Genomic DNA, 19,666 nt, shown 5'->3' on the forward strand with positions numbered 1-19,666 from the left:
CACAACTATTTAAAAAAGACCGCCTCCTTTACGGAAGTTGTCACTATTACCATCTGGCCGGATGTAATGTACGGCAGGTTTAATATCTGGTATGCCAATCGCAAGCGAACTCAATCCACTGACATGAACTGTCTGTTTAGGGATGGCTGGTTCAAATTTTCGCATCCAGACTTGTAAGCGACCCTGAAAGTTATCCCGATCATAAATAGCCACCAATGCACTGTCTAAACCTACAGGGCGTATTTCACGCACCCGATCACTGATCCATGCGCTACCGTAACGGCTCATCACACCGCCACCCATAACAAAAGGCACATGCGCACCGACACGTAAGCCTTTCCACATATACGGTGTATCGCCATTTAATCGTGTACCCATAGACTGTGACAGCAAGCCAGGCATTTTGATTTCACGATGGAAGTGATCAATAGCAGGCTTGCCCAATTCAGATAAATTAAACCCTTTTGGTTGCGGCATAATGCGCGGCTCGATATGTTCAATTTCTGCCGATCCAAACAATGTGAATAATGGTGGTCGTATAAAGGAAACGTACTGCGTACCAATCGGCCCCAATTGCCCCATACGCATATTGTTAAATCCCTTAGGAAGGATAAAGCTGCTTTGCAGCCATACGCGATGCTCCCCTATCTTTAACTGACTACCAAACGCTGCAGATACACGTTGGTGATAATGGCTAATCCTTGGCACACCCAAAGCAATACCTGGTCTATCCTTACCTGGCACTCTATAACCATCAATGTGATGTAACGGTAGTTGCTGTGGTGGATGGTTTCTAATTGCCTGTTCCGGTGGTTTATCCGTGACCCAAATAGTCAATGGTGAAGTACGTGGTTTTGGTGGTACTAAATTTTCTTTCCATTCTTCGACATACACGCGGCGATTCTTATGCTCGACACGTGGATTGCCATATAAGCGGTCATAATATCCTGGCTCAACGCGAATAGTGTTGGCCGTCACGACTGCGGTACCATATAGCGTCATTGGTTTTTCGTGAATAGGTGACAGTACGTTTTGACGTACTGTGTGCCGTTTCTCAGCACCTTTTTTTGGGAAGTTATCAGTCCACATACCATCGGGTGAAATTCGTTTAGGTAGATAATTCCCTGCACCGATTTCCTCAATTTTATGTGTCTTGGTAAATTCAGGGATGGCCACACCATAATTTCTAAAATCTACTATTTGTTTTCGATCTGCAACCGTAGTACGGCCAAAAATCTGAGCATTCAGCCCATTAACATATAAGGGCCGGGTGTACAGACCGATATATGCCTGTCCGTATTCGTCCATAGCAATACCACGCGCCCTCAGCTGTGGCGTTTTATTTCGTATCTGCGGTTCACCGACACGATCCACCGCAATCCAGCGTGGGTATATTTTGGTAAAGCGTTCCTCAATAAATGCCGCACCATAGCGCACACTATCAATTCCATGTGCTTCAACATATCGAATGCCGTGTTTAACCTCTGGCATCGGGATTACCGGTGCTGCAATCGAGTAATCTGCCGGGATACGGATATTGCGTATTGCATGGGATACCATAGGTAGGCCAAATAAGGACTGCTGCCCCAGGCTAATAAAGCGATAGATGCGACGTGTGTTCTCGACATGCGGTATACCAAATAGCTCAAATAGGCTGCCAGAAATGCTATACCGCTTCCCACTGAGCCAGACAATATGGTTGTTGCTGAAATGTGGCGGCTCAATGCTTGGTATTCTGAATGGACGAATACCATCGGCCACCATGGTTTTAGTTACTTCAACCTCAATCGGTGATGCTAAACCTACCGGATGTATAGTACGTGCACCATTAACAATATCTGCATAACCAAATTTCTGCATCAAGGTACCAAAAGTCGGTACCCTGCGATTGCGATTAAATATCTGTAACGGTTCTTTAGTGGTGTAGTCCTCATATTGCCACTTACCAGTAGTCTTGTCCTGATCGTAATGGAATGGTGCAAGGTACTGTGTACTATTAAATACCTTTTGCCGACCCCAACGCTGATCGTGCGTTTCACCTGCAGTTAGAAATCCTTTCAGATAGATATGCTGCACAAAGTTATAAATTTCGGTTTCACCGAAAATAGTGCTGAATCCTGACGGAAGTAAGGTTTGATTTTCAGGAATAATCCGGCTACCAAATCTCGCTGAATCATGCCCGAGCATACCGACAGAACGTGACATGCCGATCTGGTGATTGGATGGGAATTGCTGAAATAGACCGCGTGGCTCAATATAGCGCGGATTATATTCAATCCAGGCTTTACCATATCTGGCCATATCAAAAGTGCTATTGGCTTCTACATAACGTAAGCCGAAAGCAACAAAGGTTTTAGCACCCCAAAGGGTTGATACATTCTCCTGCTTCACGGTTGCTTTTTGCAGGTTAAAGCTGATACGAGCACGACCTGCAGCAAAGCTCCCCAAACCAGCTGTAGGGATATATGTGCGTAGGCTCTGGATCTTTAACTGACCAAATACCAGACTATCCCGACCAGTAGTGCGCAAGTAACGTAGTTTGTTCTCAATCTTAATTGAGCCAAATGCTGTCTGACCCAAACCCTGTGGTGCAACATAACGACGTAGGTTTGCTGCCTTCGCTTCACCTGACACAAAACTATTGATGCCAGATAGTCGAATATAGTTTAAACGGTTATCGACTAACGGCTTACCATATAATGTTGCAGCATACCCACCAGGCCGTACATAACGGTTTTTGTTGATAATGGTGAATTGGCCATAACGCGTGGCATTCAATCCGCCAGGCTTAACAAACTTATGGAACAGCTTTAAATTGGGGGAACCAAACGCATTGGACCACCAACCTGTTGGTGAAATTGTACTATTCCTATTGTAAATGTTAGGTTGACCTGATGCAAAAAGAACCGACCCTATACCGCCTATGTTTTGTTGTTCACCGGAGCCTTTTTCATCAAAACTCAGAACAATATTATATTTTGATGAAACTTTTAAGGGTTGATCAAAACTCAAAACAGCATTGTATTTTGATTGATTATTTTGTGGCATCCTTACCTCAAATTATCTAGTGTTGCTAATTCCAACTCATTATCTCGGTCTAAAGCAATAATATAGTTTTCAGTATGTTGCACAGCAAACAAAATATAACTTCCGTTTGATTTAGATATTGTTTCGCTTAAAAGCTCACCTGTACTTCGATTGTACATACGGACTCGACAGGATGTAGGTGAGCCAAGTTTAAATGTCACACCTTTAACCAGCATGGTTGCACGCTTGGGATTTTTCTGAATTAATCGAATAATCAATTCACACCTCCGAGGTCAAACCATAGGCGACCTGTCAAGTTCCTGTCTGGTCTGAATGTCAACTTCATAAGTGCGCGACCATTGTCAATAATTGGCACTCTGTCTGCAATGTTTGCGTTTTGATAGAGCGAACAAAGTAAAATTGGGAATTCACCAACGAAACTGTTTTCGTTATCTATCATATAAAATGGGCCGAACAGAAAATCGTAACCGTTCCCATGCTTGAATGTGTTGTATGATCCAGCAGAAGCAATACCGAACGGCAACTTCACAGAACCGAACACTGTGTTTTGATAAGCATTACTGTCATTTTTTATCATCGCCAAATCTGAAAGTGAACCGAGCGCACTTGTTATACTAAGTGCTGTACCGGCACTAAAGTTTCGATTACTTGCTGACAAAAATGGTAAAAAATTCCCAATATTAGGGTTTTCCACAACACCGAAACCATATAGTGAGTAACCGTTGCCACCAACGGTGAAGTTGGGCAAGATGTAAAAAGTATCATCATCACCAACCAGTAACCACTCGCGAGCACCGGAAGTCACACCATATGACTCATATATGCCTGTGCTGGTTGCAGCATTATTTGCTACTGCGTAGTACCATTTAAACCAGCCACTTATCACTGTTGAGCCAGAACCCGTTGAAGTCCAGTTCTTATTTGGGTTTCCAGGATCAAACGGAGCTTGCACACCAGTTAAGTCATCAATGTCATTGCATGATTCTAAAATCCCGACTTTTGCAAATTTTGCATAGGATGCGCTGTATGCAGTATCTCGGTTATCATCAATGCGGAAAAAATAAGGATTACGCTCACTATTTTTTGCTTGATATACCGCTTTTTGATTCCCATTAAAAAGCTTAGACCAACCAAGCGGTGCGAGTCGGCACGAAATGTTTTCAGCAATCACCTGATCGGGCAGATCAACTAAGAACTCAATAGTATTGAATGTTAAGCCGAGAATTTTAAACTCAGCATTTAGTATGTTTGATGACGCACCTGATAGCTCCACGACTTGAAATTGGTTTAACCTGTGCGCTGAATTAAATGTTGCTACAGCCACCCCGTTTTCAATCGTAATTGAATGGATTGTTTGCACACCTAAACCTGTGATCAAACACGCGTCAAGAACATTAATCAAGTCGCCTTGTTGATTATTGAGCTCAGGTGCGCCAAAATCTTCAAAAGTAAACCACTTTACCGGACCACTCATTTCAGCTCACCATATACCGTTTCGTTTGGCCAATATCCTTTTGCTGTATGCCAGGCTTCAAATTCATTAAACAGCTTGCTTTCATCGGATAGGACTTCGGGCTCAATGGCCTGTTTAATCCAGTCCTCAATGTTGTGTGAACCCTGTTCGCCCTGGGCACGTGTTTCACAACAGAACATTTGGAAGGGTGCAGAGTTAATCAAAGTGAGCCAGTCATGTTGCGGATTAATACCGCCCATGACTATTGGTTGTGGCGCAATGGAATCCATTTTGACCACGATTGGTGGTGGCTTTGCTGCGCTATCCATTGTGACCACAATAGCTTCTGGTATGTTTTCGGACATTTAGATACTCCAAAAGCCCACTTGAACCGTAGGCACTTGTGATAATTGGACTTATACCTTGTAGATCTTATTAGTTCCGTTGTCCCAGGTAATAATAATGTCACCGCCATTTGGCGTTATAGGTAAGCCTGTTGCAGTATCCAAGAAAGCTAGTAATGGACTGGTTGCTTCTGATCCTGTATCCACATAAATCACAATGGCACCAATTGCCCCACCAGATACAGCAGTGAATGTTGCATCATTAGCATCGGCTGCACCACCTGCCGTGGTTTTGCCTGTCAGCGTGACTGGACCTGCAATACGTGCAGAACCTGAAATATCAGAAAGGAATTTGTGAGTGGACGCATTGACGGTATATGCCGATGTACTAACCAGAAGCACTTTTACTGTGTCGGTTAGCCAGTTAAATTGACCTTCCAGGTAGCCTTTACGTGCTTCGTCATAGAGTGTGTTTGCCATGTGCTTGAGTCTCCGTAGCTGAATCGGAAGCACTCATGCGCTCATGTTTAATTTCAATGTGATTATCTGCTTCAACACAAATTCGAGCCAATTGTCCTGATTTTTTGATCAATTGAACTTTGGCACCGCCAATGTAAAGCGTATCTTCGGTCTTTAAATCAATTGTACGTTTGCCCATCTTTGTGCATGATTAAATAAAATAAGTAAGATCATTATGTAAAAAACCCCTGAAAAGCTTTAGCCTTACAGGGGTGCTTATGTCACAAGCAAGTCATGGCATGAATGGAATAACGTTATGCGGTATATCCTCACGAGTAATGCGTCGCAAATCACTATCAGGACGAATACCGAAATAATCTGTAAATTCCTGCTCTGCTAATGCTGACCGATTTGGATCAAAGAATTCTGCATCTGGTACCTTAAACGCTTGGTGTAGTACCCACTGAATCAATTGAACATGGTGAATTTGGTTAATTTCTGGAATATCAGTATCACTTTCCATTGGTGACAATGGCACACGATAGCCTTCCAATTGTAATTCACCGCCTACATCAGGAATTGGAACAAGACGAATACCTGTATCATCCTGAATAATGTGTTCAGGTTTACCCTGTTTCACTCGCCAATTCTCACCATCATAATAATGATCGAGTAATTCAGCTGACATTAAAGTCAAGTATTGCCCTTTTGTTCCATCACTCGGCTGGAACCACACTCGAGTCAATTCGTATAACGATTCATGTAACTGATAACGAGATGAACCAATCAATATATTAATCTTACAAACATCATTGTTTTGGGATTCATGCAATAAACGACCACGGATACACGCTTCACTTACGGCATCATTAAGCCAATCAATGACACTGGCATCATCAATAAAATATGGTTCTACTTTATCGTTGGCCAGTGTACGAAAACGGCTTATTAGGTCATTTAGCTGCATTACACAACCCCATATTGGTGAATCATTTGAGTAACTGATTCTTTCAATTCATCAAGATTCTTTTGTGGGCTAAGTTTCTGCTCATACTTTTCTAAAGCATATTGAACCAAACCAGCCTTTGTCATTTTTCCAATTGTTTCAATTTCATCAAGAACCTGATTTTCTTTATCAATTTCTTCTTGCTGTTTTTCTTTAGAGCGATTGAGAATACTTGACGTATCATCATCTAAGCCTTGCTCAGTAGATTCACCAGAAATGGATTCAGGCTCACCCTCATAACGAGTAAACTCAGGATGTTTTAAAAACTTGGTTGCCAAATCACTTGGAATTGATCGCACTTGACCTTGTTCAAAGGTTAAAGCTGATTCGTATAAGTGGTCAGTATATAGAGATTTATTTCCAATATACTGAATTGACACACCAGCAGATTTTTGAACAACATTGGTTGGGGTGATTGTCGCTGTATTAATTGCAACACTTTTTTGATGCTCAACCTTTTGGCGTAGATTCACAACTTCCGCACTCAATGCCAAGTAATCTTCAGGATCAGGCAAGTGCTTAACCAAATGCACCGTTGTACGGAATAAATAATCCTTTGCCTTTTGTTCATCTGGTAATTCTTCATAAGGTAAAAAACATGGATGTTCTTTTTTCTCCATATCTTTTACTTCACCATACTTCCAGCCCTCAGCTTCTTTGACCTTATACCAAGACTCATGAGACTGTTCAGGCGTGGCATCAGGATTTGCCAAATGCATTTCAACGCCAGCAATCAAACTTTGTTTATGTGATTCTGGTGTGTCATCCCAAGTAGGTTGACTATCATCACCCATTGATTGGCAATATGCAGCATTAATTGCATGACACATCATCGCTATTGCAATCGTTTTCATCTTATCACCGTAATAAGTTAAAAAATAAAAAGAATGGTGTAGGTCTGTCTAAAACCTACACCATCAAAACATTAACGAGGACCTGTCAATTCACCACTGACAATAACCTTGATGTCGCTTGCCTTGGCATTCGCTGCACCACCAGTGGTTAAAATCAATCGTGCAGCCTTAGGCAAGGTTACCAATTTACCTGTATTAGCACGTAATCGACCTGCTGTTGCAAGGTCGCCATTGCTCATGAAGTAAGCTGCATCTTGTGGTACTTCTGTACTATCACCATCAACATACTTAAAGCCAAGTGAACCTGTAACGGTGGCTGTCATACCTGTTTTAATCAGGATTTGAGCATCATCAAGGCGCATACCTTCTGGTAGTTCACCTAAATCAATAACATCACCACTTGCTACTGCAGCAGTTGAATCAGAATCAATTACAGCACCTGAAGCATTCGTGGCAAGAAAAAATGCTAACGCTGTAACATTGCCATATGGTGAGAATCCACCAAACTGACCATAACCACTAGGCTTCTTCTTAATTGTCGCCATTTTAAAAATCTCCAAGGATTAGAATAAGATGAGGTATGCCCATAACTGGACATACCCTAAACAATTACTGATTAGCACCAATGATTGGCACAGCGGTATCGACAACAGTTACACCATAGTCGGTAAATTCTGTACGCTCACCAGTATCAACAGCGAAACGGATTTTTGATGTACCACGAATGGCACCGATCAATAATTCCCATTTATCGCCATGATCAAGGTCTTTTTCAGACCAGAAGAAAGGCACACCAGACTTATCACTTGCAGCCATTGCTTCCGCAATTGCTTGACCACCCAAAATAATAGAACGATCAACCGCAAAGCTTGTACCAAAGCTTGATGGCACGATTAAATCTGATTCAGTTTCACTGTCATGCGAAGCACAATATTTAATTGTGTCACCTGCATAGAAACGAATCGGACGTGGCATTTTTCGAATAATAAATCCGTTCCATAAACCTACATCACCTAAGAAAAGCGGATGTTGTTTTGCCTGACTTGCTCGTGCAAATGCAGATGATTGGAAAGAACGGAAACCTGGTTGAGCAGCAAATTTGTTGTACTGTGCTGGCGATACAAGCCATACACGTAATGGTGAATCTTCCGCAGCAACATCACCTTCAAACTTACAAATAGGTGGTGGTAAAGCAATTTGATCCAGAACAGTTTTCATTGAATCAACTGTATCCATAGTAAATAGATCAGTTGTTGCAATATCAAAATCACCTGCATTGCTTTTAACGCCCTGCACACCAGAACCATCAACAACATAGTGACGGTTTTTAGTTGGTGCTTTAACACGGTTCACCATGATTTCATTGAAGTTTTTATGATTATCTTTAGGAATAACCCATTCAATGTTGTTATGAGAACCACGTGCACCAGCCATATGCACCAGTAATGACTGATCACAATAGCGATCCATCAAGTTCTGAGCGACTGGACGACCAAGTTTTCGCAAATCAGCTGGGCTACGAATCTGTGACATCACGTTACCCAAATCAACAGGGAAACGAGCTTGGTTCACACGTAGGCGATCTTCATTCAAAGACATCCCCACACCACGACCTTCAGCATACGCACTACCCATAATTGGATATGCACCGACTGGATTTAGTAAGTGGAATGTCACTTCATCACCACGCCCTTTTCCTAAGTCCTGAACACGAACAATAGGCATATGGGATGTGGTTTGTTTACGGAGAGTCGCTTCCGCACCTGCTTCGCCCTTAGGCATTTTCCCAGCCAATAGGTTTAAGGTGCTGTTACGATTCATGTGTGTAGCGAACAGACCTACCGCTTGGGTAACTAAATTGGTCTTATCGCCATAACTTGCGTTAGTTTTAGTAGTCATGTTTCAAATACTCTCATCACGTATGTTTAAACACGTCTATTGAGAAATTGCTCCACTTGGTCGGGTGTCCATCCTTGCATTTCCTCTGCAAGTTGCGCTGGCGACATTGCTGCCAAACGCTCATCACGAGAAACACCAGCAGGACTACCAGCAGGCAAATCACTCAGACTGTTCGGTGGTGGTGTTTGAGCCTGACTCACAGCTTTTTGCGCTACTGCCTTTACTGCATCATTGGCAGGTTGAGCAGCTTGTTGACCTGATTGGGTATTCGACTTATACAATCCTAGAAGTTCTACCACCTGAGCAGCTGAACCTTTATCCAAAACTGTTTCATACGCATCTTTCAGAAAACTTGGTTGTGCATTCTTCCAATCATTAAATTCTTTCGATTCAACAATAGATTCTGCATCTGGGTGTGCTGTAAAGATTTCGTTAAAATGGGCTTGCTCTACACTGACCTGCTGTTGTTGCTGAATTGGAGCTAAAGCAGTTTGTAATTGCTGTTGCACCAAAGTTGAAACCTGTGAATTAACAAGTTTCTGAATACCAGCAGCCAAATCTTTCTCGCTAAAATCCCCAAAGATTGCAGGGTCTACACCCTGATCAATCGCTTGTTGTGCGATATTTGCTTGGTTGTCCTGTGTAGTTGGAGCCTGTCCGTTATCTTTACGTTCCTGTGCATCAGCTTGAAGTTGTGCCAACTGTTGTTGAGCTTCATCAAACTTTTGCTTCCATTCCTTTTCACCGTTACGTGCTTCCACTAACTTGTCATAGGGAATGGTGTGTTTTCCGTCTTTAGCTAAGATCACAGCATTTTCAGCATTTAACTGGCTTTCATCGACCTGTTGTTGCTGTTGTGCTTGTTGTGTATCAGCTCTTGCGGAGCTATGCTCCTCATGCGTACCGTCTTGACCTTCAACTTTTGGGGTATTTTCTTCTGTAACTTGGGTAGTTGCTGGCTGACTACCATTTTCCGCATTTGCGGTATCGCCATTTAACGCTTGCTCTAAAAGCTGCGCTGCAAGTTCAGGTGATGCTTTACCACCGTTAGCTTCAATCAACTCATTTTGTTGCTCTGTAATATCCATGTCTGTCCTATCACTTATCGCTGTGACCGCAAAGGCGAATGGCTAGAGTTATCTAGCGTTTAGCTGTTGATTGCTCAACATGAGACAAGTGTCTAGGATTTGGATAAAATGGCGTTAGCCTTACAGGGGGTAAGAAATATTTACTTATTTGCCTCAATAAAAAGCTACACACAACAGTTACATTTCATTCGCCCAGAGTTCACTTTTTTAAACAATGCAAACTCTTTCCCACATACAGTACAAACTCGAATTCCAGATGGATAATCGCCCTGATCATTTGGTGTTAATGCTAGTTTGTGGTAAGGAATATCAAGGTATTCACAGACAAGAACTTGATATTTTTGGGAAGGTTTTTTCTCTCCTCTCAGCCAAGAGTAAATAACTTTTTTATTAAACCCCAAAGCAATTTGAAGCTGCTTCACACTTAATTCACGAGATTGTAATCGTTCTTTTAATAAGACCAAAAACCCTTCAATATCTCTATGTTTTTCAAATAACTTAGCACTTACATAAGTACGATTTCTTTCATAATTAAGTGAGCTTTGTCTAGATGTAGGATTTTCTTTTCTGGCTCTGTTTCTCATATTAAAATCACTCAAATTTGATGAGTAAATTTTAAAAGTTATAATTAGTATTAAAAAAACCTTACAGGGGGTAGGATTAATGGCAGAATATTGTGCTCAATGCGCCAAGCAATATGGAATGAGTAATGGGTTTATCAATGAATGTAAGCCGAACTATCTAGCAAATGTTATTTGTGAAGGTTGTGGTGTAATTCAGGTGAATCACAAAGGTGAATGTGTGAGCCATGATTGCGACAATGGAAATCATGCCGTTGAATGGAAAATCAAGAAATAAAAAACCAGCATATTGATGCTGGTTTAAAGGTCTCGAATTCGATGGGTTTAAATCAATTCATCTAATAATGCAGTCATTTTGGTTTCAGCTTTTTCACGAAGATCATTACTGATATTTGTCGTGGTTAGTAATTGAGTAAGCAAATATGCATTTTCACGGTTATTTAATAATTTAGAACGGTGGATGCAATCACCACCCACACTATGCACTTGATTATCGTATTCAGGCTCAAATGACTTCACATTACTAGCATCGCCTTTTAATACCTCATGAACTGGTTGTTGGTATAGTTTTTCTTTCAACAAATAACCTTCTAATAACCAAATCTTTTCACGAGCATTGTCATAGGCAATTTTCTTCCCAATTTAAGCATCGAAATTTTCAGGACTTACACATGCCGATTCACCAGTAACTGTAAATCCATTCTCTAATGTAAGAATACAGAATGTTAATGTCTGTAGTGGAAGCGGTGCATCAAAAACTTCTACACCATTATCGCGCTTGCACACGTCACGAGGTAGGATGTATTCAACTGCTTTAATTTTAGAATCAATATGATCTGGTGTTAAGCGTGGGGCATTTAAGTTTTTAGATTGAATTTCTTGCTCAATTTGCTGTTCAGTATTCAGACCAGAAATAATAATATCTTCGCCAGCTATTACTGAGAATTGTGCTTTACCCACTAAAACTAAATTAAATAATGTTAATTTATCACCATTAACATCCCATGAATCTGCCTTAACAAAACCTGCAATCTCAGCAGCATTGTGACTACCATCTTCATTAATTTTAAAAGTCATACAGTGTTGTTGGTTGTTATTAGGCATTCGCTTAATCCTCAAATAAAAAGACAGCCGATTCGACTGCCTTAGTATCTGTGAACAATGAAAATTACTCTTGCCTTACAAGGGGGATTAATAAATCATCTTGGAATATTCGATTCGAACAATTATCCCATGTTATTTTAATATTTTCTCCATTGATATAACAAGGAAGTCCATTTGAATTTTGAATAACAAATATAATCTTTTGCGTTTTTTCTTCAATACCGATAATTGCAATAATTTTGCAATTTAGATTATCTTTAAGTGGTTTTAAAAACTTACAATCATCTGCATCAAACACTCCATTAGGTAATATTTTTTTATTTTCAAGCAACAACTTATCTGATAACAAGAAATCTTCTGATAATTTATTAACATCGTAATCGTATTTAGTTAATAAATTATTTCCATTTTTTGAATGGTTTGTTGCTACCAATCGTACAGAAATGTCAGTATCTAACAGATCAATAGAACTGTTTTCTAACTGTGTAACAAAATAATCCGTTAAAAAATTAAATGAAGTATTACTCATGCGCTACCACCAAATAAAATAGGAACAATCCATCTTATTCGGTGGTTAGTTTTCAATAAAACCTTATAGGGGGTAGTAGATTCTATTGTAAGTTATCGGTAGTTCGAGCTGTTTCTATACCCTGCATTCCTGTTGAACCTTGCTGTGGTACTGGTGGGTTCATCGGGCTGGTATTCTGTTGAACCATTGGCAATTGCTCACTGCCAACCTGTGCTCCTTCACCCTCAATGTACGGACTACGAATATTGCGTGCTGCAGTCTGCTCTGCTGTTGGGAAATTAGGATCATCACCCATAGGATCAGGACGTTGATAACCTGCACCTTGCATAACTACATCAGCAATCGGTGCAATTTGTGGCATTTGTGCAACCTGTGCTCCAGCTTGCATAGCAGAATAAGCTGCTTGTACACCAATCTGTACAGAGCGTGCATCAATCTCTTTAATTTCACTATCTGCCTTACGCTCTTTAAGTTCAAGCTCTCGACGTTTTAGATCAATACCAGCATCGGCAAGTGCTTTATCAACAGCTTCTTTAATTTGTTGTTCCACTTGTTCTGGTGTCGGTGCCTGTGTAGCTTGACGAATAGATTCAATAATATCTTTCTTGAATGGAATGTCAGTCAATGCCATCACATAAGGCAATACTGCAACTTGAACCTCTTGAGGTAAGGATTTAACAATCTCAGACAAGGCATTAAGCTGTTGCTCTCGGAATGTGCTGGTGCTTGGAACATCATCAAGTACAACTTTCAAGCGTGTACGTTGAACATCATTACTAACATAAGGATAACCATGTTCATCAACCTCGGGTTTATTGATAACAACTGTACGATCCTCACGTACTGCATCACCTTCAATAATGATAGTCTGTTGCTGAGTACCCATATCCTCAACGATCATTGATAGTAGCATTTCTCCCATGAGGGTACGTCCCTCACGGAAATTATCCATCATCTTCATTAAGGTCTGGTTTGACTGTTCGATCTGTAACTGTTCTTGTTTTCCAGAAGTAGCATTACCTTTTTTACCTTGGAACCCAGAAGTAATATTGCTTACTTGCTCAATAGCAGCACGATTATCACTAATCAGTTGGAAATGTTGCTGTGATAATTCATAGTCACGTTTAATATCGAATCTTGCACCAGGTCTAGCCATATGTGCTGCATCCAATACAATATCAGCATCAGGACGTGCAACTTGACGACGTAATTGTTCGTCTGTCATCGCCACTGCACCTTTGGTACGCTCAACACGTGTAACACTCATGCCCCAACGCAGTTTAGAAATACCTGAATTGATACTATCCTGACTGTACTTCATGCCACGAACAAAGCCATACGGTATGCCAGTATTATCTTCACGGAACCCAAAAAAAGGTACATAAGGGAAATAATGATGTGAATATGGTGAAGGACTATCATGTAAAAGGTGTGGTCCAAGCCAATATGAACGACGCAACTTTGATATGGTAGCCTGCTCTACACGTGCAACACCTTGATAAATTGCTAAGTCATGAGCCATATTATTGGCGTCATACTCAACGATACGACCATCACTGAACTTTAAAACTGGTACACGAATCCAACGACGGTACCAAACCTCAGTAACATTTATCTCTTTAGATGTCGGGTTATACCAGTAGTTTTCACTTATCGTCCATGAACGTGCATCAAGCCAAGCATTTTGTAAGCCTGTACTTGCTCCACCATCCAGCACATCAGGTTGTTGCCACCATGAACCACCATAACGACCAACTGTTTGGATTAGCTCCTTGTGTTCAGGGAAAGCACTCATCAATCGTTTAGGATGAACCCAACGAGTACGACGTAACCAACGTGCATCAGATAAGTCTGGTTCTGTAGACTTCATATCCCAATGAATCTCATTACGATGAACTACAACACAACGATAAGGATATTTAAATGGGTCTTGCTCACGCTTTACCTCAACCCATCCCAAACCACATGAAATTTGAGGACGAAAAGCATCACTACACGCTTTATCTGCTTTAGATAAACGTTCAGCTTGATTTAACTTGTAGTTCAAGGCATCGGCAACATCATCACCGCCAGTCTCACCATTAGCTTTTACACGCCAATCAGTACGAGTCTGTAGCTCATAACCCATAATCGACAATAAAGCTGGACTGATTCTGTCCTCTACTGCAGGTGGAATACCGATCTGTTGCATACGGTTAAGCAAATCTGTATCTAATTGATTGCCATCTGCATAATCCATCTCTTTATCTGCGATGTGACGCCAATGAGGTTGTTCCTCAATTTCGTGCATGATCTCCGTTAATTCTTCCAGACTGAGCGTATCATCATCGCTAATCTGCTCACTTGTAGCTGTATCTTCTTGAGTAAACATAGCTTTTCCTTATAAACGCCAATCTGTCGGAGGTGCTTCGACATAACCATGTTGATTTTGATGTGTTGTACCTTGATTCATACCAGTAAGACTAGCCGTATAGACGTAATCACCAAGCAAACCTGCATCTTTAGCCTGTGCCCACTGTCTAAGTGCATCTGCACCTTCTGAGCAACCATTGGATTTATCAGGCTGATCAATAAACATATTGGCTTGTTGGTTAAATTTCTTTTTATAGCCTTCGATCCGTTCGATACCCAGTTTGCATCGTTCTTCATCAAACCAAGCATTCTTTAAATGTCTGCGAGTCTGTTGAATACCAGTTGTGAGTAACGTAATACGTGGAATGACCACAAAATTATGACCAGGTAATAATTCCTCAAGCATTTCTAATACTGACTTGTTGTAATCGCCAAGCCTTTGATGTGCTGCATCGTGCGGTAAATAATGAGTATGATAGATATAAGGTTTATCTTTAATCAGTTTCACGTAATGACGTAAATCTTGAAAATGATCTTCTTCATAATCAATAAAGCGATCTTGCTGATTCATCATTTGATGAAACCAAATTGCACAACCATCATGGTTGCCAATATCCCAAAACGTACACGTAGGTACATCTAAAACTTCAATTTGAGCAATACCACTACGTTTACGCAACTCAAGCATATCTTTTGCGTAGTAGTTCCCTTCTGTACTGACCTGAAATGCTTCATCAGGAAATGAGGGATACTCTTGCCACATCAAAGCTTGATCACCAGATAGATCATTATCACGTGTCGATACATACCAAGCACGTTGATCAGGATCAATTTTGATCTTCTTGCCTAAGTTTCTGGATACAACAATTTCAATGTGATCAAAAATATTATGATCTTTTTTAGAAATAATGACTTCAGTTGAGTCAATACGGTACTTAGGTTCTTCCCACCAACCATAAAAATGTAGTCTGAAATCTTTTGGCGTAAGTTTTTTGCGTGAAGCAAAGTTCTTCTGTGCGATCTGAACCTTATCAAAGAAGTCACCACCACGACCTTCAGCTGTAGACTCAATAACGCAAATACCTGTAGTCGGTACTGCAGGCAATGAACCCGTGCGCACTTCTTTTGCTTTACCTGGTGACTGTGCGCAAATTTTACCGTATTCAGAAATAAGCAAGCGGTGCATGGTACCGCCACGGAATGATGTGGCCACTGAAATTTTAGAACCATTATGGGCGAACTCCATCTCAGTTCCATTATTCGTTTTGAGTGGAAAGCGTTCTAATATTTCAGGTGGTAAGTTATCGTACGCAAATTTAATCTTATCGCTAAAAATATCACCAACAGTTTCAAGGTTCTGTGCAATAACACCACAATGTTGATTGGCGTTAAATAAAGCGTGATCAAGCCACAAAATACAAATCAATGTGGTGAAACCTAACTGACGTGCTTTTAAAATAATATTGCGGTACCACAACCGATTTAAGAATTTCTTCTGTGCATCATTAGGCTGGAATGGTAATTCAAATGTTGGAGCTTCTTCTACTTGCCCTAACTCATTTACAAAGTCATCACCTTTAATTTTGATCTTATATAAACAGCCACTAAAAATACGCCAAACAGGGTCTGCCAAGCAGCGTTCAAGCTCCTCGGCATTTGTCGGTAGTGGCTGTAAGTTAGTGTTATAAATCAATTTTTACTCCATTTTGCACAACATTGGTGCATTTTTGAAGCGTGTACGTGAATGAAATTGTTTTGGTGTGGGTGATTAGTCGTTCCATTCACGTACATGCACTAATATTCAGGATCATCGGCAATTGGTTTAAATGCAGAACTATTTCCAGTGCTCACTCGTTCAAGTAATGCAGTCAGTGCATCGACAGGTTTATTGTTCTCATCATCAAGTCCAAACGCTTGACGTTCTAAAGCAATCAATGTTTTGAGTGTGTCGCTTAAATCTTTCATAGACTTCACACGACCAGGCATTGAGATGATCTTCATGTAAAGGTCATTTACTTTGTCATTGCCTTTATCATCAGGCGACCACATAAGCTCACCCAACATTTCCAGCAATTTGACATTCTCTTGACCGACCATCATTTCGAGCTCATCAAAAAGACTCATAGCAATCTTGCGTGAACGTTGAATATCCTTACGATGTGCTAATCGGACTGACGCCACTTCATTGGCACTTGCATCAATTTTGTCTTTTTCTGAAATGGTCGTTTTCGTGCGCACACTGTTGCGCACACTCTCCTTGCGCACAATGTCATCTGCTTTAGCTTTAATTTTTTCAGATAGATCACGAACCCATTCGTATTGCTTTGCTCTACGTCTAATGCCTGATTCTGCAATATCATGCTCACCTGCAATTTGACGTAGAGACTTAATACCTGCTCGATAATCGAGTTCGATCTTTTCCCAATCAATTACTTTTTTTTCAGCCATGATCACCAAACCTCATATTGGTTTAATGATCATGTATATATGTGGGGGAGGTCTAACCTTAGAGGGGGGTGAAGCAGTTTTGATAAATTACAACAGCTCTCCTTGCTTGCCTATATCTAATAGATCCCCTACTTGCTTCGATAATTTACGTACTTGACCTGAAACTTCACTCTGAAGTATTGCCATATGATGGCCCATTTCAATATTTGCATATTGCATTGCTTCAGCAACCATGAGATTGCCAAGGTTACGTGCTTCACGTGGAGTTAATGTCAAAATCTGGTCATCACCAATTTCAATTTTAACGGTACCATCAGGTAAAACCATCTTGGACATAATACGAGATGGACGATGTTTAGGGGCTGGAATGAATACACCACGCTGTACACGGATAATCTGGCCACTATCGACAAGATGACTTAAACGATCATCAACGATAGATAATTTGAAGCCTGTCAATTGTGACAAAGTTTCTCTAGTAACGATTTGCTCTTGATTATGTAAATCCTCAATGGCTTCAAGGATTGTTTCAGCGTTAGACTTCATTGTCATACTCCCCTAAATCGTTCTTAAACTTCAACTACGTCAATATTGTGAATTAACTTCATCAATTTACGTTTGATGATGTAATCCGGAGTTTTATGACCTTTGGCATCTTCACAGATGAACTGATCATCCTTAGTCCAATAAACAAAATCGGCAATATAATCGGTCCCTCTCTCACGCTTACCATCAATTACTTGTGGTGAGATCAGGTTGTAACGAACTTGGGTGTGTAACTCTTTAATTTCACCTGCACGCTGTAAAACCTTTAAATCATTTAAACGACGATATTCATGCTGTGAATCAGCAACTTTTTCACCATCGACAATCACTTTATGATTGCCATATTTTGGCTTTTTAGGTTTGGCCTCACGTTTGTGTGCAAGTCTCTTAATTTGCGCTGGAGATAAATAACTTGTCATGCCACATCCTTAATATTCTTATTGATTCTGCGTTTCCGCATTTGAGAAGCTAGTTCGGGTGGACAAGGAGCAGCTCGATGATTTGATTCTGCTGGTGCTTCAATCATCTTCACTGGATCAGTAAAGCTTTGGACATCCCCAATTAACTTTGCATTTGAAATAATACGGATATACATATCTTTAAAAGCTTTAGCTTGAGATTCAGCTTTAGGATTTATTTCATCAAAACCTTTCTTAAATTCTTTAAGAGTTTTGAGTACATGCACACTGATTGAGATTGTTTGATTCGACTTCTCGTATGCCAATGCTTGTTGCCATGCTTCATTTTCAGTGAGCCAATGTGAACCTTGTAAACACCAAATCTTAAAATCTTGAATACATGGTGGCCATGGTTCATGGAGCATACGGTTATACCCATTTTCCAGTTGCTGAACTGTCAATCCTGAAAAGTCCTCGATCATGGCCTGTTCAAGATCAGCTTCATCAACTGCTGCCCAAAAATCTGTAAATTTCTTACCGTAACGAATACGCATTTTGTCAATTAAACGACGTGCTTCAGTAATGGTGAACTCACGCATGACCCACCTCCTCAATCAGAAAGCTCTTTGGGGGTTCAGGTACCACATCAATAATTGATGATTCCTGATGTTGTTCTTCACGGACTTTTTGACCATAACGCAACCAACGATTTACATTTTCCTGTTTGGCTTGGTATGCAGGTGGTGTTTGGATAGGTTTATTTCGTCCTGATTGCTCAGTGACGTTATTTTTTGCCTTTCGGTTGATAAGTTTATGCTTGTTGTTGTTTACCCATGTCAGGAACGCTACAGCCCACTTCTGTGCTGTCTTGAAAGATTGCTTACCGTAATCATTCGGTGATGCAAACCAATCTCCAAATTCATCAAACAGGTTTTCAAGATCGTGTTGATCAAGATCAGGGTGTCTAGGTTTAGACAATTCGATGAAATCAGATTTCAATGTTGAATATTTCTGACCAAGTTCGATCACTGATATTTTTGCAAGATCAAAATTGTGGTACTGAACAAATTGAACTGGCGGTGGTGAAATTTTTTCCTCGTGCGTATTACTACTACTTAATTGGTGGTTATTAGTGGTTATATGGTGGTTAGTGTGCACCTCCTGCACTGGTTCAGGTGCATCTCCTGCACTGGTCACATGCATCTCCTGCACTGGTGCATCTCCTGCACTGGTGAATGTATTGCACTGGTTTGTGCTTTTCTCTCCACTCGATTTAGACTGTTTTTTAGTCTTTGGAGTGAAGCTTTCAGGCGTAATTTTGTAGCGATTATGGCGACCATTTGAACGATCAACCTGAATAATTTTTACTTCTTCAAGCAAATCTATAGCCGTTTTAATCGCACGTACTGAAAATTCAGTTTCATCAGAAAGTAATGAAATTGATGGAAAACACTCACCATAGTCATTGGCATAATCAGCAAGGCGAAGAAGTACCGCCTTTGCTGTCGGATTACCCACTTTTAATTTGCGAATCTGGTCAGTTATTACGTAGCTCAT

General features: G+C 40.6%; 22 protein-coding genes and 1 pseudogene. 1 reads left to right on the forward strand and 22 read right to left on the reverse strand.

The window, feature by feature from the left end; all coding sequences use genetic code 11:
• Window positions 1–9: 9 nt before the first annotated feature.
• From FTT85_RS02300 to FTT85_RS02355, 12 genes are all read right to left on the reverse strand, one after another.
• The gene (locus FTT85_RS02300; RefSeq protein ID WP_180182739.1) at window positions 10–3,048 is read right to left on the reverse strand and encodes a hypothetical protein; all 3,039 of its coding nucleotides are present in this window, start codon (window positions 3,046–3,048) and stop codon (window positions 10–12) included.
• 2 nt (window positions 3,049–3,050) lie between these two features.
• Complete coding sequence (locus tag FTT85_RS02305) at window positions 3,051–3,305, reverse strand: hypothetical protein (protein ID WP_180182740.1); 255 nt, start codon at window positions 3,303–3,305, stop codon at window positions 3,051–3,053.
• The gene (locus FTT85_RS02310; protein ID WP_180182741.1) at window positions 3,302–4,522 is read right to left on the reverse strand and encodes a hypothetical protein; all 1,221 of its coding nucleotides are present in this window, start codon (window positions 4,520–4,522) and stop codon (window positions 3,302–3,304) included. The genes FTT85_RS02305 and FTT85_RS02310 overlap by 4 nt, the downstream gene beginning before the upstream one ends.
• Window positions 4,519–4,866 carry a hypothetical protein gene (locus tag FTT85_RS02315; protein WP_180182742.1) on the reverse strand — a complete coding sequence of 116 codons (348 nt, stop codon included), beginning with the start codon at window positions 4,864–4,866 and terminating at the stop codon, window positions 4,519–4,521. Before FTT85_RS02315 ends, FTT85_RS02310 begins: the two co-directional genes overlap by 4 nt.
• Window positions 4,867–4,917: 51 nt before the next feature.
• Window positions 4,918–5,325, reverse strand: coding sequence for a hypothetical protein (locus tag FTT85_RS02320; RefSeq protein WP_004822044.1), 408 nt, complete (start codon window positions 5,323–5,325; stop codon window positions 4,918–4,920).
• Complete coding sequence (locus FTT85_RS02325) at window positions 5,306–5,503, reverse strand: hypothetical protein (RefSeq protein ID WP_061517827.1); 198 nt, start codon at window positions 5,501–5,503, stop codon at window positions 5,306–5,308. Before FTT85_RS02325 ends, FTT85_RS02320 begins: the two co-directional genes overlap by 20 nt.
• A 93-nt stretch (window positions 5,504–5,596) precedes the next feature.
• Window positions 5,597–6,271, reverse strand: coding sequence for a DUF6682 family protein (locus FTT85_RS02330; protein ID WP_120364424.1), 675 nt, complete (start codon window positions 6,269–6,271; stop codon window positions 5,597–5,599).
• A complete protein-coding gene (locus tag FTT85_RS02335) occupies window positions 6,271–7,164 on the reverse strand; it encodes a RyR domain-containing protein (RefSeq protein ID WP_180182743.1) in 894 nt (297 codons plus the stop codon). The genes FTT85_RS02330 and FTT85_RS02335 overlap by 1 nt, the downstream gene beginning before the upstream one ends.
• A 71-nt stretch (window positions 7,165–7,235) precedes the next feature.
• Window positions 7,236–7,709: a hypothetical protein gene (locus FTT85_RS02340; RefSeq protein WP_180182744.1), complete on the reverse strand. Its 474-nt coding sequence runs from the start codon at window positions 7,707–7,709 to the stop codon at window positions 7,236–7,238.
• A 64-nt stretch (window positions 7,710–7,773) separates the two neighbouring features.
• Window positions 7,774–9,063, reverse strand: coding sequence for a DUF4043 family protein (locus FTT85_RS02345; RefSeq protein WP_180182745.1), 1,290 nt, complete (start codon window positions 9,061–9,063; stop codon window positions 7,774–7,776).
• A 26-nt stretch (window positions 9,064–9,089) separates the two neighbouring features.
• On the reverse strand, window positions 9,090–10,151 hold the full coding sequence (locus FTT85_RS02350; protein WP_042890536.1) for a hypothetical protein: 1,062 nt from the start codon (window positions 10,149–10,151) through the stop codon (window positions 9,090–9,092).
• A gap of 164 nt (window positions 10,152–10,315) precedes the next feature.
• Window positions 10,316–10,750, reverse strand: coding sequence for a helix-turn-helix transcriptional regulator (locus FTT85_RS02355; RefSeq protein WP_218955414.1), 435 nt, complete (start codon window positions 10,748–10,750; stop codon window positions 10,316–10,318).
• Window positions 10,751–10,814: 64 nt separating this feature from the next.
• Here FTT85_RS02355 and FTT85_RS02360 point away from each other — a divergent pair, with 64 nt between their 5' ends.
• Entirely contained in the window at window positions 10,815–11,009 is a 195-nt protein-coding gene (locus FTT85_RS02360) for a hypothetical protein (protein WP_004761378.1), read from the forward strand.
• A gap of 47 nt (window positions 11,010–11,056) precedes the next feature.
• Here FTT85_RS02360 and FTT85_RS18640 read toward each other — a convergent pair whose 3' ends face one another.
• The 10 genes and pseudogenes from FTT85_RS18640 to FTT85_RS02405 all read right to left on the reverse strand — a co-directional run bounded on the left by FTT85_RS18640 (window position 11,057) and on the right by FTT85_RS02405 (window position 19,666).
• A complete protein-coding gene (locus FTT85_RS18640; RefSeq protein ID WP_257232063.1) occupies window positions 11,057–11,311 on the reverse strand; it encodes a hypothetical protein in 255 nt (84 codons plus the stop codon).
• Window positions 11,291–11,638: pseudogene (locus FTT85_RS18645) on the reverse strand (Gp49 family protein); the annotation flags it as partial. The gene FTT85_RS18640 and the pseudogene FTT85_RS18645, both read right to left, overlap by 21 nt.
• Before the next feature lie 262 nt (window positions 11,639–11,900).
• Window positions 11,901–12,365 (reverse strand): hypothetical protein, encoded by a 465-nt coding sequence (locus tag FTT85_RS02370; protein ID WP_180182747.1) that lies wholly within the window; start codon window positions 12,363–12,365, stop codon window positions 11,901–11,903.
• Window positions 12,366–12,447: 82 nt separating this feature from the next.
• Window positions 12,448–14,736: a hypothetical protein gene (locus tag FTT85_RS02375; protein ID WP_180182748.1), complete on the reverse strand. Its 2,289-nt coding sequence runs from the start codon at window positions 14,734–14,736 to the stop codon at window positions 12,448–12,450.
• A 9-nt stretch (window positions 14,737–14,745) separates the two neighbouring features.
• Window positions 14,746–16,410: a terminase gene (locus FTT85_RS02380; protein ID WP_168377803.1), complete on the reverse strand. Its 1,665-nt coding sequence runs from the start codon at window positions 16,408–16,410 to the stop codon at window positions 14,746–14,748.
• Window positions 16,411–16,511: 101 nt separating this feature from the next.
• Complete coding sequence (locus FTT85_RS02385; RefSeq protein ID WP_010112824.1) at window positions 16,512–17,165, reverse strand: hypothetical protein; 654 nt, start codon at window positions 17,163–17,165, stop codon at window positions 16,512–16,514.
• An 87-nt stretch (window positions 17,166–17,252) separates the two neighbouring features.
• The gene (locus tag FTT85_RS02390; RefSeq protein WP_010112825.1) at window positions 17,253–17,711 is read right to left on the reverse strand and encodes a hypothetical protein; all 459 of its coding nucleotides are present in this window, start codon (window positions 17,709–17,711) and stop codon (window positions 17,253–17,255) included.
• A gap of 23 nt (window positions 17,712–17,734) precedes the next feature.
• On the reverse strand, window positions 17,735–18,130 hold the full coding sequence (locus tag FTT85_RS02395; protein WP_180182749.1) for a DUF1064 domain-containing protein: 396 nt from the start codon (window positions 18,128–18,130) through the stop codon (window positions 17,735–17,737).
• Window positions 18,127–18,708, reverse strand: coding sequence for a hypothetical protein (locus FTT85_RS02400; protein WP_180182750.1), 582 nt, complete (start codon window positions 18,706–18,708; stop codon window positions 18,127–18,129). The genes FTT85_RS02395 and FTT85_RS02400 overlap by 4 nt, the downstream gene beginning before the upstream one ends.
• Window positions 18,701–19,666 carry a helix-turn-helix domain-containing protein gene (locus FTT85_RS02405; RefSeq protein ID WP_180182751.1) on the reverse strand — a complete coding sequence of 322 codons (966 nt, stop codon included), beginning with the start codon at window positions 19,664–19,666 and terminating at the stop codon, window positions 18,701–18,703. Before FTT85_RS02405 ends, FTT85_RS02400 begins: the two co-directional genes overlap by 8 nt.

The sequence above is a fragment of the Acinetobacter sp. YH01020 genome, assembly GCF_013420275.1.
Lineage (GTDB): Bacteria > Pseudomonadota > Gammaproteobacteria > Pseudomonadales > Moraxellaceae > Acinetobacter > Acinetobacter amyesii.